This is a genomic window from Azonexus sp. R2A61, from assembly GCF_021401135.1.
Taxonomy (GTDB): Bacteria; Pseudomonadota; Gammaproteobacteria; order Burkholderiales; family Rhodocyclaceae; genus Azonexus.
In genome coordinates this window covers 147,287-161,733 of sequence record NZ_JACBFO010000002.1, presented here as the reverse complement: position 1 = coordinate 161,733, position 14,447 = coordinate 147,287, and the positions used below count along the sequence as shown (strand labels likewise).

14 protein-coding genes and 1 pseudogene are annotated in these 14,447 nt (G+C 58.6%); 8 read left to right on the top strand and 7 right to left on the bottom strand.

Features of this window, described 5'->3' with window-relative positions; genetic code table 11:
- Positions 1–39 precede the first annotated feature (39 nt).
- The 5 genes from L0962_RS05910 (at position 40) to L0962_RS05890 (ending at position 3,259) form a co-directional block, all read left to right on the top strand.
- On the top strand, positions 40–378 hold the full coding sequence (locus L0962_RS05910) for a hypothetical protein (RefSeq protein ID WP_234085422.1): 339 nt from the start codon (positions 40–42) through the stop codon (positions 376–378).
- Between the two features lie 372 nt (positions 379–750).
- Positions 751–1,578, top strand: coding sequence for a hypothetical protein (locus tag L0962_RS05905; RefSeq protein WP_234085421.1), 828 nt, complete (start codon positions 751–753; stop codon positions 1,576–1,578).
- Positions 1,568–1,723: a hypothetical protein gene (locus L0962_RS05900; protein ID WP_234085420.1), complete on the top strand. Its 156-nt coding sequence runs from the start codon at positions 1,568–1,570 to the stop codon at positions 1,721–1,723. The genes L0962_RS05905 and L0962_RS05900 overlap by 11 nt, the downstream gene beginning before the upstream one ends.
- The gene (locus L0962_RS05895; RefSeq protein WP_234085419.1) at positions 1,720–2,787 is read left to right on the top strand and encodes an integrase domain-containing protein; all 1,068 of its coding nucleotides are present in this window, start codon (positions 1,720–1,722) and stop codon (positions 2,785–2,787) included. Before L0962_RS05900 ends, L0962_RS05895 begins: the two co-directional genes overlap by 4 nt.
- The gene (locus tag L0962_RS05890) at positions 2,771–3,259 is read left to right on the top strand and encodes a hypothetical protein (protein ID WP_234085418.1); all 489 of its coding nucleotides are present in this window, start codon (positions 2,771–2,773) and stop codon (positions 3,257–3,259) included. Before L0962_RS05895 ends, L0962_RS05890 begins: the two co-directional genes overlap by 17 nt.
- 343 nt (positions 3,260–3,602) lie before the next feature.
- Here L0962_RS05890 and intI1 read toward each other — a convergent pair.
- Positions 3,603–4,616 (bottom strand): annotated as a pseudogene (gene intI1 / locus L0962_RS05885) (class 1 integron integrase IntI1).
- Between the two features lie 161 nt (positions 4,617–4,777).
- Here intI1 and L0962_RS05880 point away from each other — a divergent pair.
- Entirely contained in the window at positions 4,778–5,329 is a 552-nt protein-coding gene (locus tag L0962_RS05880; protein ID WP_073672967.1) for a chlorite dismutase family protein, read from the top strand.
- 166 nt (positions 5,330–5,495) lie between these two features.
- Here the strand turns inward: L0962_RS05880 and L0962_RS05875 are convergent, their stop codons facing one another.
- From L0962_RS05875 to L0962_RS05860, 4 genes are all read right to left on the bottom strand, one after another.
- Positions 5,496–6,119 carry a recombinase family protein gene (locus L0962_RS05875; protein ID WP_003155741.1) on the bottom strand — a complete coding sequence of 208 codons (624 nt, stop codon included), beginning with the start codon at positions 6,117–6,119 and terminating at the stop codon, positions 5,496–5,498.
- Positions 6,120–6,180: 61 nt separating this feature from the next.
- On the bottom strand, positions 6,181–7,398 hold the full coding sequence (locus L0962_RS05870; protein ID WP_043314372.1) for a TniQ family protein: 1,218 nt from the start codon (positions 7,396–7,398) through the stop codon (positions 6,181–6,183).
- The gene (locus L0962_RS05865) at positions 7,395–8,303 is read right to left on the bottom strand and encodes a TniB family NTP-binding protein (protein WP_020684702.1); all 909 of its coding nucleotides are present in this window, start codon (positions 8,301–8,303) and stop codon (positions 7,395–7,397) included. The genes L0962_RS05870 and L0962_RS05865 overlap by 4 nt, the downstream gene beginning before the upstream one ends.
- 2 nt (positions 8,304–8,305) lie before the next feature.
- The gene (locus tag L0962_RS05860) at positions 8,306–9,985 is read right to left on the bottom strand and encodes a DDE-type integrase/transposase/recombinase (protein WP_048909960.1); all 1,680 of its coding nucleotides are present in this window, start codon (positions 9,983–9,985) and stop codon (positions 8,306–8,308) included.
- A gap of 183 nt (positions 9,986–10,168) precedes the next feature.
- Here L0962_RS05860 and L0962_RS05855 point away from each other — a divergent pair, with 183 nt between their 5' ends.
- Together L0962_RS05855 and L0962_RS05850 are read left to right on the top strand one after the other, a co-directional pair.
- On the top strand, positions 10,169–10,780 hold the full coding sequence (locus L0962_RS05855; protein ID WP_234085417.1) for a recombinase family protein: 612 nt from the start codon (positions 10,169–10,171) through the stop codon (positions 10,778–10,780).
- Between the two features lie 71 nt (positions 10,781–10,851).
- Complete coding sequence (locus tag L0962_RS05850; protein WP_234085416.1) at positions 10,852–11,736, top strand: DNA-binding protein; 885 nt, start codon at positions 10,852–10,854, stop codon at positions 11,734–11,736.
- Here L0962_RS05850 and L0962_RS05845 read toward each other — a convergent pair.
- Positions 11,689–13,224, bottom strand: a complete 1,536-nt coding sequence (locus tag L0962_RS05845; protein ID WP_234085415.1) for a S8 family peptidase — start codon at positions 13,222–13,224, stop codon at positions 11,689–11,691. The two genes, L0962_RS05850 and L0962_RS05845, sit on opposite strands and share 48 nt — an antisense overlap.
- Entirely contained in the window at positions 13,225–14,415 is a 1,191-nt protein-coding gene (locus L0962_RS05840) for an AAA family ATPase (RefSeq protein WP_234085414.1), read from the bottom strand. It abuts the gene before it with no gap.
- Between the last annotated feature and the right edge of the window lie 32 nt (positions 14,416–14,447).

Here is a 14,447-nt window from a genome sequence, read left to right as displayed (position 1 = left end):
GAAGGTTGCACCCCCGACCATGGGTGGCGAGTGTGTTTCTTGTCGCTTGTAGCCATTGCACTGCTCACCTGGCAGTTTGGTTGTATCGCTTTGGTAGCCCTTATCGGCTCATTGATCGGCCTGGCTATTCATCAGATGGCATCTCAGGGAGCTCGAGCCCTTAGAAGTGCCATCAGCGAGGTTTCGTTTTACTGTTTGAGGAATCGCGCTGAATTTCGCGAATTGATGGCCGTGCTGACTGCCTTGGCTGCACGTACTTTCCATAAGCTTGCTAGGCAATCGTTCGAAGCTGTTGTTGCGGTACTTGATGGATTAGGTATCGCTCATGTTGCTCTCTCGCCTCGCTTGTTTCCATACCCCGTATTGAGCCGCGCGTAACGCGGCGCGGGTTCCGAAGCCCGCCGGCGCCGCTCGGGTGCGCCTAACAATCCCTACTCCAAAGGGCTCCGTTCTATTGCAGAGACGGAGATATGGATTCTTTACTTCTGGATTTCGATGAAGTCGCGCGGCTGATTGTATTCAGTCCTGCGACAGTGGCGAACTGGGCTTATCGGCGAAAGCCTGCCCCGCAAGGATTTCCCACGCCGGTCAAGGTTGGGCGAATTTTGCGTTACAGGCGGACCGATATTGAAGGTTGGATCGCCAGACTTGGCGTAGCTGCGTTGGTTGAGCCAAATTTCAATTTGAACAGCGATACCTCGCGTACCAAAAGGCCTCGTGGCCGGCCGCGCCTTTGTGCGGGAGGTGATCGTGGATGATTATTTGATCCGTGATGGGGAAATCGAATTTTGCAAACCGATTTCGCGGGCTTCCCTGCGCGACGGACGCCTGTCTTTTGGTGCTCGTGGCTTGTTTGCCTTCCTTTGGGATTTGCCAGTTGGCTGGCGCCCTAACGTTGGGCATCTCTCGAAAATGGGGCCTGATGGAAAAGACGCAATCCGATCCAGGCTGAGGGAACTGGAAAATGTTGGAGCCATTCGAATCGAGCCTATTCAAAGCGACGATGGCAAGCTTCATGGCAGGCGTTGGATACTGGTCAATCCGCAGAAGTGGGCTCGGATTTCTTCTCTGACTTCGTCCGGTAGTGAGTCAGCAACCGAAGTGCGGGAATTCCGAGAATCGGAAAGCAAGACGTTCGGAGATCCCGATGCTAAGGGTCTTCAATTTAACGGTTCTGCTATTGATGAAGCAGAACCGCCTCCACAGCAGCAGTGGCATAAGGAGAACACCGTTTCTGCTGCTGCCATTAAACGCAGACGGGTAAGAGCCTGCGGAATCATCACCTGGACGGTCGATGATGAGTTACTGGCTGACGCATTGGAAAGTGAATACTCGGAAGAATCGATCAAGGTGGCTGTTGCGGCAATTGACAACCCGGTTCCAGGCATCGTTCAGGCCGAGCTACTCCGGCAGGTAAAAGCAAAGCGCGCTGCTGCTGCCCTCAACAAGATCCACCAACAGTCGTCTTCCGAATTTATCTCTGAAATGAGGGGTGACCCTGATGCCGTCCAGGCTGGGGAACGCTTTCTGCAAAAGACTCGCAAAGCCAAGGCTCGGAGGACGACGCATGCTTCGTGATCTTCAACAGCCGATTTTCAAAGTATCGCCGGCAAAAACCAGACATACATCAATTCTCGCTCTGGCGCAGGGATTCCATGGGTTTTTTGAACCTGCTTTTGCCCAGAGCAAAGTTTTAGTAGTGATCCGGGAGGGACAAGCATGAGTCGAACATCCCTTGCAGATCAGGTTTTGTCCAAGCGTTTCCGGGATGAACTTGATCGCATCCTGAATCAACATAACCAAAAAAATCATTCAGTAGTTCGGGTCGTTCCACGCGACAGCAGCCGTAAAACCCGGCGCGAACGGCGTGGCAATCTCCGCCTGATTTTTGCTGAACTTCGCCAGCTTGGTTATCGACTCGAAAGTCCGACGCATTTGAAGCCCAAGCATGTGCAGGCACTTTGTTACCACTGGCTCGGGAAAGGGCTGGCCACCAAGACGGTTCATGGTCTGTTCTCGAACCTACGGGCGTTTTGCCGTTGGATTGGGAAAGACGGAATGGTCGAGGACATTGGTGTCTATGCTGGCGGACGAGAGCACCTTCAAAGGAAAACGGCCGCAACCGAGGATCTCAGTTGGGAGGCCAGTGGAATCGATGTCGAGGAATTTCTTGCAAATGCAAAGCTACTCGATTCCAGGCTTGTGGTGATGCTTGAATTTCAGCGGTTTTTTGGACTTCGTGCCAAGGAGTCGATTGAAATTCGTCCCTGGCGGGCAATAGCCTTGGGGAAAGATCATCTGTATGTAACCGACGGAACGAAAGGCGGTAGGCATCGGATGATTCCAATCCGTAGCGACCGCCAACGCCGCATTATCGAAGCAGCCAAACAGCTGGTTGGAAATCGCCTCAATGCCCAATTGCGCTGGCCTGACACCACATGGCGGCAAGCGCAATCCCGTTTCTACTATCTGATGGGGCAGCTCGGTGCCACGCGCGAGCAGCTTGGCGTTACGGCCCACGGACTACGTCACGGCTATCTGCAGGATGAGTACCAGCGTTACGCCGGTGTTCCTGCACCGGTCAAAGAGGCTGGCGTTCTTCCTGCAGACCAGGAGACCCACCAAAAAGCCATGCTGGCCGTCTCTCTCCAGGCCGGCCATTTCCGGCAGTCGGCTACCGGCATGTACTGCGGAAGTCTTGGCCACAAATTGCGTCCCGTCAAAAACGACCCCACCGAACAACCCGCCAACAAACCTGAAGGAGATTCAAATGACGAAGCAGCCTGAACCGGTGCTTGTATCCCCCATGACTTCTAAAGACTACTTCCCCCAATACCTGTATGGAGCGGTTGTGCCTGAGCACTGGCTGAATGCAGACTGGTGGGGGCCGGCATACATGGGCTACCCGAACCTGAAGTTGTCTTTCGAGAGTCGATCCGTAACTGACTGGCTCCTTTATCGGCAGATTGAAGCCCTTAGCTCCGCCATCAAAGTGCCATTTGCCCATGCTGCCCACTGGGCTGTCCGGAAAGCGCTTGGGGAAAACTTTGAGCGGGCTAGGCAAATGGATATGCAGCAAATCCCTTGGGACCCAGAGCTTAAATATGTCTGTCGCCGCTACGCCCTGCAGCTTTGTAAATCAGAAGGCCCTGGTGACGAGCATGAGATTGGTCTTGTCGATCACATGATTTTTCCACTCCTGCTGCCTGACGAGTTGCTCATCTATGAAATGAAGCCAAAGAATGGATTGCCTTGCTGAGAGTCCTGTGCGGACGGCCTGGATTTGCCGTCCGCACAGGACAGCATGAGTCATCGCGTGGCATTTTTTAACCACCGTTTTCCGTTGCCGCTTATCGGTAAGGGAAAAAACAGAAAAACCTGCCGCATCTCGGTAGATTGATGTCGTTTTCAGAAGACGGCTGCACTGAACGTCAGAAGCCGACTGCACTATAGCAGCGGAGGGGTTGGATCCATCAGGCAACGACGGGCTGCTGCCGGCCATCAGCGGACGCAGGGAGGACTTTCCGCAACCGGCCGTTCGATGCGGCACCGATGGCCTTCGCGCAGGGGTAGTGAATCCGCCAGGATTGACTTGCGCTGCCCTACCTCTCACTAGTGAGGGGCGGCAGCGCATCAAGCGGTGAGCGCACTCCGGCACCGCCAACTTTCAGCACATGCGTGTAAATCATCGTCGTAGAGACGTCGGAATGGCCGAGCAGATCCTGCACGGTTCGAATGTCGTAACCGCTGCGGAGCAAGGCCGTCGCGAACGAGTGGCGGAGGGTGTGCGGTGTGGCGGGCTTCGTGATGCCTGCTTGTTCTACGGCACGTTTGAAGGCGCGCTGAAAGGTCTGGTCATACATGTGATGGCGACGCACGACACCGCTCCGTGGATCGGTCGAATGCGTGTGCTGCGCAAAAACCCAGAACCACGGCCAGGAATGCCCGGCGCGCGGATACTTCCGCTCAAGGGCGTCGGGAAGCGCAACGCCGCTGCGGCCCTCGGCCTGGTCCTTCAGCCACCATGCCCGTGCACGCGACAGCTGCTCGCGCAGGCTGGGTGCCAAGCTCTCGGGTAACATCAAGGCCCGATCCTTGGAGCCCTTGCCCTCCCGCACGATGATCGTGCCGTGATCGAAATCCAGATCCTTGACCCGCAGTTGCAAACCCTCACTGATCCGCATGCCCGTTCCATACAGAAGCTGGGCGAACAAACGATGCTCGCCTTCCAGAAAACCGAGGATGCGAACCACTTCATCCGGGGTCAGCACCACCGGCAAGCGCCGCGACGGCCGAGGTCTTCCGATCTCCTGAAGCCAAGGCAGATCCACACACAGCACCTTGCCGTAGAAGAACAGCAAGGCCGCCAATGCCTGCCGATGCGTGGATGCCGAAACCTTACGCTCGTTTGCCAGCTAGGACAGAAATGCCTCGACTTCGCTGCTGCCCAAGGTTGCCGGGTGACGCACTCCGTGGAAACGGATGAAGGCACGAACCCAGTGGACATACGCCTGTTCGGTTCGTAAGCTGTAATGCAAGTAGCGTATGCGCTCGCGCAGTTGGTCCAGAACCTTGACCGAACGCAGCGGTGGTAACGGTGCAGTGCTGGTTTTCATGGCTTGTTATGACTGTTGTTTTGTACAGTCTATGCCTCGGGCATCCAAGCAGCAAGCGCGTTACGCCGTGGGTCGATGTGTGATATTATGGAGCAGTAACGATGTTACGCAGCTGGGCAGTCGCCCGAAAACAAAGTTAGACATTTAGAGCATTCCATCACATGAATAATCATTACTCATTTATTGGCGGCTCCGAGGGCTCTTGGCGAGTCACCAGTTGTGAAACACTCATTGGCATACCTCTTGAGATTGTGGAGAGGGTCAATGTAGTTAATATGCCCTCAACAAATTTGATCGAACGTGGCACCTGGGTGCTTCAAGGCTTTACAAGCAATGTTCGGTACGCCGAACGGCATGAGATCAATCAACTTCGCGCAAAACAGGAGGAATTAAACCGTCCTACGTCATCATGCGCTGCACTCATTCCCATAAAGAAAAGTCCAGAATGGTGGGCAATGTCACAAGAGGAACGGCGCGAAATTTTTGAAGCAAAGTCCCACCACACAGAAATTGGACTGGCTTATCTTCCAGAAATCGCAAGACAGCTACATCATTCTCGCGACCTCGGAGAGCCGTTTGACTTCTTAACCTGGTTCGAGTTTGCTCCGGAGCATACTGCAATATTCAACAAACTGTTGGCTCAGTTACGCTCATCAAAAGAGTGGGAATATGTCGAACGCGAGATAGATATCCGACTGGTGAAAAATGTCTAACAACAGGTTCAAATCGCTCGCTCCGCTCGCTGGGACGGGCTAAAGCCCGCCCCTTAACCAAACGTTGAACGACAGCTTTCCCAAAAGCTCTACGGCGGTTCAGGGTCGACACCGGTAATCGGATCGTTGCCGCACTGAACAGCGCCCCGTTCCAGGTCGCCTCCATTTATGCGGCTGAACCGAGGGAGAGCAGCTTTACGCCGTCTGGCCGCAGTTCGCCCTTGGGCGACACGTGCCGGTAGAGCGTCTGCCGGGTAATCCCGAGTTCTTCGCAGAGATCGCCCACCTTGGTTTCCGGTTGCCCCATGCTGGCCATCGCCAGGCGTAGCTTGGCGGCGGTCATCTTGAAGGGGCGCCCCCCTTTCCTGCCGCGAGCGCGCGCCGAGATAAGTCCAGCGACTGTTCGCTCGGAAATCAACTCACGCTCGAACTCGGCCAGCGCGGCAAAAATACCGAACACAAGCTTGCCGGCGGCAGTCGTCGTGTCGACCGCCGCACCGTGACCGGTCAGGACCTTCAGGCCCACGCTACGCGCAGTTAGGTCGTGCACGGTGTTGATCAGGTGGCGCAGATCACGGCCAAGCCGATCGAGCTTCCACACGATCAGCGTGTCCCCTTCACGAAGCGCCTTCAGGCAAGCAGCCAACCCTGGGCGATCATCGCGCCTGCCCGAGGCCAGATCCTCGTAAAGGTGCGCAAGGCTCACACCAGCGGCGATGAGCGCATCGCGTTGCAAATTGGTGGACTGGGATCCGTCCGCCTTCGATACCCGCATGTAGCCGATCAGCACCTTTTCACCCGTCACGTATACGTTCGATTATGTGACAGTGTGGGTTGGAAAGTTCTGATCGTCAAATTTTGTCACTTAACCCGTCATTCATACTAAGGAATGCAAAGGGTTCGCGAGGAACATAATGTGACAGAAATTCCGGGGGAATGCCCTCCTGGGCAAACGTGTCGCGCAAGCGATCCAGGGACTCGGGGTCGCGCCGCCCATAAGACGCCAGCGTGAACAGTGAGCGGGCCGTTTCGCAATTATGTCGGGCCTCGGCGATAGCCTCGTTGAGCGCCTTGACCGCCTCCCGCCAGTGATCGACAGGCTCAGGCTTACGTTTCTTCTCGGGCAGGCCATTGGTGAACCCGGTGTGCGGCTCCGACAAGAACAGTGCTCCCAACTCCCCGTGTGGACGCACCACGCTCGATTCGATCAGCTCGATGGCGGTAGCCGCCGCCTCCAGCATTTGTAACTGCACCGCCGGGGCCAGAATCTCGTAGGGACGCCACTGGCTTTGTCCAGCGCGCAGTAGATGGCCGCAGCACGCCCAGACATGGCGAATGCTCCAGACGCAAGGCCCGCACTGCGAGAGTGGCGTGTTCAGCTCATCGAGCAGGGTGCGCAGCAACCGAAACCAGAGGCCGGCATGAATGCGTCGGCGCGGCAGCTCGACGTAACCCGTCGTCAGCGCCTGCCAAGTACGTCGGTCCATTGCCACCATCGCGTCGCTGGCCGTGCGTGGGGCCGCATCGGCGTTTTCCCAGCCGAGAAACTGCCCCGGCACGCCACTATAGGATTCCAGCCAGCAGCCATGTTGCGGGCAGCTCAGCATCAACGGCAATTTCCACGCGAGCAGTATGGCTTGATCCTCCGAGTCGTTCAGGCAAAGCGGGCAGGCGCGGTGAATCGGCTGGCTTGGCAGCCAGGCGCGCCAGCTCGTGATTGATCTCGTCTTGCGGCCGCGTCTCGGCAGCAATAGCGAGAACTGGAACGCATAGGTTTCCAGCGCGTCTGGAATCCGGGAATCGAGGCTGTCCAGCAGCCACGGCACCCAGCCAGCGAAACTCATGCAACGCAGCCGCTCCAGCTCAATGCCGCTGCGCAGGGAGAGGGCCGTCAGCAGCGCCGGAGGTGGCGCAGTATCCAGGTCATCGACCCGGCCGTGACCAAGGTCGTGCTCCAGCAGGTCATACAAGTCCATCTGGTAGCGGGCGGCGACACGCTGGAGCCATGAGGACAAGGCTTCGCCTTCCCTGGGAGCAGGATGCAGCGGCCAGCGTGCTGCCGGTTTCACATCAGTTCCCGCTCGAACTGCCGACGCCGCTCGCCAGGGCCGGTGTAATCGGCCATGCTGAGCGTGCGGTGATTGATCGCTTCTTCACCGCTTTCCAGGGCGGCGACCGCCGCCGCCATCAACAGGTGCGCCAATTCACCAATGGTGCCTTCGCTGCGCGTGAGCAGGTAACGGGCCATATCCGGCGTGGCAATTGGGGAAGGCCGCCGCAGCGGGAGCGACGCGGCAAAACTGGCCAGCAGCGAGCAGCAATCGTCGTTGGCCTCCCACAGCGGCAGCATCATGGGCTCGAAGCGGTTCTCCAACTGGTCGTCCGACCGGATCGCCAGATAGGCGTCGCGCGTGCCGACACCGACCAGCGGGATGCGCAGCTCGTTGCCGAGGAAGCGCAGCAGGTTAAGGAATTCCCGACGGTTGACGCTGTTGCCGGCCAGGACGTTGTGCAGTTCATCGATCACCAACATGCGCACGCCGACCTTGCGCAGCAAGGCCAGCGCCAATTGCTCCATTTCCGGCAGTCGTGGGCGCGGGCGCAAGGGAGCGCCCATCGCGGCGAGCAGTGCGACGTAGAAGCGGATCACCGAAGGCTCGGACGGCATCTGCACGACAAGCACCGGAATGTGCTCCTGGTCGGCGTCGGAGCTGGCCGGATGCGTGCGCCGGAATTTCTCGACGATCATCGACTTGCCGTTGTTGGTCGGGCCGATCAGCAGCAGGTTAGGCATGCGCTGCTTGTTCGGCCACGCATACAAGGTTTCCAGCCGGTTCAACGCCTCGACCGCGCGGGGATAGCCGATCCAGCGGTCGGCGCGAAGGCGCTGGATGCGCTCGTCCGCCGGCAGCCGAGCCAGCCCCTGCACCGCCGGCAGCAGGTGGGATAGGTCGATGATGGGATATTCGTCCACGGCTACCACTCCTCAATCTGGTCGAACGGTTTGGCGGGCGGCAAGTTGTCTGCCTGCGCGGCCGCAACGTCCGTTTCTGGCGGAGTCAGCTTGTCCGGCGGAACCAACGCCTTGAGGTGTTGGCGTCGATCCGCATCGCGCCGCGCCTTGCGCGTGGCCTTCTGTGCGGTGGTCACGATCTCGCGCATCTGCCCGATCATGCGGAACAGCGCCGATTCATCCACCTGCTCGCGCCCTTGCTGCCGCAATTTCGCTAGCGCCTGCCTTTGTTCCCATAGGGTGACAGCCGGGTGCGACAAAGTACGGTAGGGGACTTCCAGGTAATGCTGCCCCTCCGGTTCCAGCACCCAGATGCGGCTTATGTCGCGCGGGTCGCGCCGGATCAGAAAGGACGGCCAGCGCTCACGCCGTGCGATCCACGGCTTGAGCGCGTCGGCGTAGTAGTGAATGTGGTCGATGACGAAGCCGGTGCGGGTCAGCGTGCGGCGGAGGATGGGCAGGAAATCGACCAGAAAGGCAGTGGCGCGGGTGACGACGGCCGGCACACCGATGCGGGCCACCGCCTCGGCCCAGCGCGCTTCCGGCGGCTGAAGCAGACCGTTGTGCACGGAGCCGTGGTAGGTGCCGACCGCCAATGTGAGCCAGCGCTCCAGCTCGCGCAGCGTCAGGGCGGCCTTGTTTTCGGAATCGTAGTCGCCTCGCTGGTCAGGGTTGGAGAAGGTCGTTCCCGGCAGTTCGTCGTGGATCATCTGCATCGCCGTGCCGATGATCCGTTCCACGATGCCGCCGTAGTGCGGCTGCCCGAGCGGGCGATAGTCAAGCCGGATGCCATGCTGCTCGCAGCCTCGGCGTAGCGCTTCGCTCTTGAACTCGGCCGCGTTGTCCAGGTAGAGCAGCCTGGGCTTGCCGCTCATCGGCCACTCCATTTTCACGTTCAGCCCTTCCAGCCAGGGGCGCTTGTCGCAGGCGACATGCGCCAGGCACAGGCCGACCGAGACGGCAGATGGTGCTTCCAGCGTGACGACCATGCCGAGCACGCAGCGGGTGAACACGTCGATGGCGATGGTCAGATACGGGCGGCCAATCGGTTGCCGGTCGCGCTCATCGACCACGATCACGTCGATGACCGTGTGGTCAATCTGTACTTGCTCCAGCGGTGCTGTCACGGCAGGAGGTTCGCCGCCAGCACCTTGCAGGCCGCGGGACGCATCCTGGCCTTCCCGCCGGCGAGTGACCTTGCGCGGATCGAGGCCGGCGATCCTCAATGCCACGGTGTTGCGCGCCGGCACCCGCAGCTTTTGCGTTTTGCAAGTCTGCGCGACCTCGCGGTGGAACGCTGCCAGAGTCCGTTTCTGCTTGGTCAGGAACCGCTTTTGCAGCAACTCGCGGATGATGCGCTCGACCGGCTCCGGCAAGCGCCCCTTGCCTTTGCCACCGCCGGATTGGCCGGGGACCAGGTCCGTCACGAGGCCGCTGCCTTGCCGGGCTCGCCGGATCAGAACGTACACCTGCCGCCGAGACAAGCCCAACGCCTGAGCAGCCATATCGGCCGCTTCGTGCCCGACCGTCTCCGACTGCGCCAACGGGCCGATGATCTCCGCACGACGGCGCGCACGCTCCCAAGCCTTATCAGGCAGAGTGGCCACGCCTTGCTCGGGAATCCGTGGGGTGTCGGTCGTCATGCTCACCTCGCTTTGGTGCACACGAGTATTGAGCATAGTCGAGATTGGTGCAGATCACTTCTGATATTGGACTGTCAGGAGCTGGCTGCACAACAGCCGCTACACTCAATCAACTGGTGCAGTCGTCTTCTGAAAATGACAATTGAATTGCAAACAGGGTTTGTTTTTTCCAAGAGGAGCGAAATGGCCATTTTCATTTACGTGCGGGTCTCAACGAACGTGCAGGACACGCAAAATCAACTTCATGGCATCCGTGACTACTGCCAAGAGCGGGGAATCGTTCCGGACACGGTTGTCGAGGATACGGCGTCAGGCAGCATCGATTGGCGATCCAGAAAAATCGGAGAACTGTTGTCCGGTGCGGACAAGGGTGATGTCTTGCTCGTAGCTGAGGTCAGCCGATTAGCTCGTAGTACTTTGCAGGTACTGGAAATCCTGAAGTTTTCTTCTGAGCGCCAGGTGTCCGTCGTCATCGTCAAGAACGGACTGACATTCGACAACTCGATGCAGTCGCGAATTACGGCAACGATCTTGGGCTTGGCTGCAGAAATCGAGCGCGATTTCATCTCGATGCGGACACGGGAGGCATTGGCCAAGCGCAAGGCATCCGGAAAACAGCTTGGCCGTCCGCAAGGCGCGTTGGCCAAGCACTACAAACTCGATGAAAAGCGTCCGGAAATCGAGCGCTATCAGAAGCTGGGTATCAATCAGACAGCGATCGCCAAGCTCGTTGGCGTCAGTCGCCCAACGCTTCGGACCTGGCTGGGCAGGCAGCAGCTCACCCAAACAGGGTAGCGCCCAACGCTCTCAGCAATTCATACATAACGATTCGTATCGTACGTTTCATATCAATCAGGAAGAAAATCATGCCGCGTGAAGCCACCATAACCTATGATCAGGTAGTTCGATACGCTGAAGCCATCAAGGCCGAGGGCGGGAAACCGACGCCACGCCAGATTCGTGACCGGCATGGATCGGGAAGCTTCGGCACTATCCACAAGCTTTTCCAACAATGGGAGAGCACGCAGGCTCTCGCCATCGAGGCCGCACTGAGTTTGCCGCCGTCCGTGCAACGGGCAATCCTTGAGTTTGTCCGTCACGAACTTTCTGTTGGGCGTGCCGATTTGGAGGAACGGTTGTGCCAAGCAACCACCTCTGCCGAAGATTTGGCCACAGAAAATGAGCGCCAGGCCGCGCTGATCGACGAACAGTTGGTGACGATTGAAAGTTTGCGGGGAGAGAAGGCCGCACTGGCAGGCAGGTTGGCCGAAATTGAAACTGCCATCGGCACGAACCGCGAAGACGTTGCCCGTGAGCGTCAGGCCGCCGAAGCTGCTCGAACCGAAGTGGCCAAGCTCATGCTCCGTCTTGAAGGCTTGCCCCGACTGGAGGCTGAACTCGCTGAACTTCGCAAGGAATATCAGCTGATTGACCGGAGCCGCCAGGAGGTCGAAAAAGAGCTTGCCGTCTCCGGCGCCGCATACCAATCGCTGGAACTATCCAAAAGCGAAGCGGTTGCAAGTCTTCAGGGCCGTCTGGCCGAGGCGCAGGAAGAGCTACGTGCAGTCTCCGCGCAGTTGCAGGCAGCACAAACGGAAAGGTTCAAGGCTGCTGCAGAACTGGTTTCCGCTCACGCGATACGTGCCGAGGAAGGCCAGCGCGTGGCCGAGAAAATCGGCGTATTGGAAGGGTCTCTAGCCATCCTACAGCAACAAGCGATTCCAGCTTCCCTTCAGCACAATCCTTCTTGAGATGGTTGAGAAAAAACGCGGTCGAGCAGTTGATCGGTGGACGAAGCGCTGTATCGATCTGCCAGTACGCTGCGTAGCTTGAGCAGGCGGGCATTGGCGGTGTCCACAAGGGAGCCGAAGGTCGCGGCACGAACCAGCGCGTTTCCAATCCGGGCCGCTTCGGTCGGCGGCGCCCACAGACAACGCATTCACGCTATCAGAAGGCACCTGGATACGGTTAAGGCCAAGTGCTGCATCGCGTTCCCCATTGTTGCCGACTGCAACAGTCATCAGGGTTTCACCATCGCTCAAAATGCTGTCGATCACCGCCGTCCACGCGTGTACATCCTGGTCCTCGACTGGCAAATCCGGACCCAAGCTGAGGTTGATGAACTGGTATTGACGGGAAAGCAGTACGGTTTCGACGTGGCCGAGCGTGCGATACAACTCATAGGGATCTTCCCCGTCGATCTTGGCATCCAGCACGCGATGATGGTCAACCGGCGCATAAGGACGTTCTGCCGCAGCTTCCGGCTCAATCGGCCCAAACAGCAAAGCCGAGGTGACGCCGAGGCCATGCTCGGTAAAGTCGGGTACGTCGCTCGCATCTTTGTCAGCCAGGAAATAGCGGCGGACATAGCCATCGAGGATATGCTCAGTCGGCAGGCCACCATCCAGGACAGCAACCTTGGGTTCGCGAGAAAGCGGCTCGCCGCTCGGCAATGAGAACGACACCGAAAGCGGCATGCTGCGGGTGACCGGACGAGCCGCCCGCAAGTGCGGCATCGGCCGGACGACACGGGTCAGGGTGAACTGGGCCAGGTTTTCCAGGCCGGCAGCGTCCCCCTCGACCGCAACGAACAGCAGGCGGCCCGCTTCAAACTCAAATTCGCCATTGACCTTGAAGCCGCAGTCCTTGGCATAGTCGGTGAACATGGCACGAACATCGGAGGCGTCGCCCTCGGGGGGGAAATGCAGACCAACCTCGAAAACGTGGCCGATATGGGCGCCCTCAAGATGCAGGCGATCAGATGGGGTCATCGCGGCAAAGGTCTCGATGCGAGCAAACTGTTCGGCGACCGGCATCTGTTCGTTCAGGCTTCGGGCGAAAGCTGGGAAGTTTCCCAACGCTGCCCGCGTGCCAGCCACGAAGAGTTCCGTGGTTTCAGTTTCCGGCGGTGCCTTCCTCTGAGTTTGGCGACGCGGCTGAATACGGCGGGTCCGCGACCCGACCGAGGCGAGGCCGACTTGATCGAGCAGCAACTTCGGGAAAAACGACTTGGCCAAGTAGGCCGGGTGCAATACCAGACGGGCCACCGCTAGATCATCGGCACAGGCTTTCGGCGGTAGTTCCTGGAAAACGCTGTTGGCTAACTCAATCTCCGGCAAGATGAGGCGCTTAGCCTCGCTAAGCGTATAAGGATGAGCCTTGTCGCCGACCTTCTTCTTGGGCGCTTCGATGGGATAGGTCAGCAACTCGGCACGGCCGATCAGGTATCGCGTAGTCATTTATTTGAGCCCCCTGCCTTTGCGGGGAGATGGCCCCGCATGTTTGCGAATGGTGTCGCGAGCGACCCCCGTCATCTGACTGATCTGCATGTGCGTATGCTGACCCGCCTTGGCCAGTTCGATTGCGAGATTGAGGCGTTCTGCCTTGCTCAAGGCTTCCTGGCGCTGACCAAGTGCCGAGCCGATCAGTTGCTCTAACGGCGCCGTCTGCAAGACATGGCCGCGACGCAGTGCGTTGATGCTGCGCTCGACATCCGACAGCGACTGCCCCTGCAAGCCGGCCGCCAGCACATCGACCCAAGACTCAAACAGTTTCAGGTCGTCGCCGAGAAATCGTTGGATGGCCACGGCAATCGCCGAGGCATCTGGCGAATCAAATTTGAGGACCAGATCGAAACGTCGCCACAAGGCCGGATCAACCAATTCCGGGTGATTGGTGGCGGCCAGCAGAAGCCCGCTGTCTGGCCACTGATCGACTTCCTGCAACATTACTGTAACCAGGCGTTTCAGTTCTCCGATATCGGACTCATCACTGCGTCGCTTGGCGATGGCGTCGATCTCATCGAGTAGCAGGACGGCTGCGTGTTTTTTGGCATGGTCCAGCGCAGCACGCAGATTGTTGCCGGTCTTGCCAAGCAGGCTGCTCATGACCGCTGTCAGGTCGAGTACCCACAGAGGCTTGCCCAGGGCGCTGGCAATCCAGCGGGCTGAGAGTGTCTTGCCGACCCCGGGTGGTCCAACCAGGATGGCTGAGCGGGTCGGGCTGATCCCCCGGGCGGCCAGTCGTTCTCGTTCCTGGCGTTCGCGAATGATGGCGCCGATGGCGTCATGAACGCTGCCGGGAAGAATGGGCGGGGCCAACCCAGCGCGATCATCGAAAACCCGGATCAGCGCTAGACGGGAGTCTCCGTCGACGGGGAGCGGCGCCTCGTTTGGCTCCATTACCGGTGCACCGCGCCGCAGGATTGAATTACCCGCCGAGCGGGTTTGGGAAGCCTTCAGTGATTGATCGAGACGTGCGGCTAACTCAGGGCGTTGCTGGCGATACTTGCGTATGAGACGCGCCAATAGCAAGCGGGTATCCTCATGAGAGTCTGAGGCGGCAAGACGGGCCAAATTGGCGAAATCATCTTCAATGCTATCAACGTCGCCGGATGTTGCTTTTTTTGCCACGAAATTGCCTTTTTCCACATGTTTTATTGTGACGAATTTTATGACGAAAT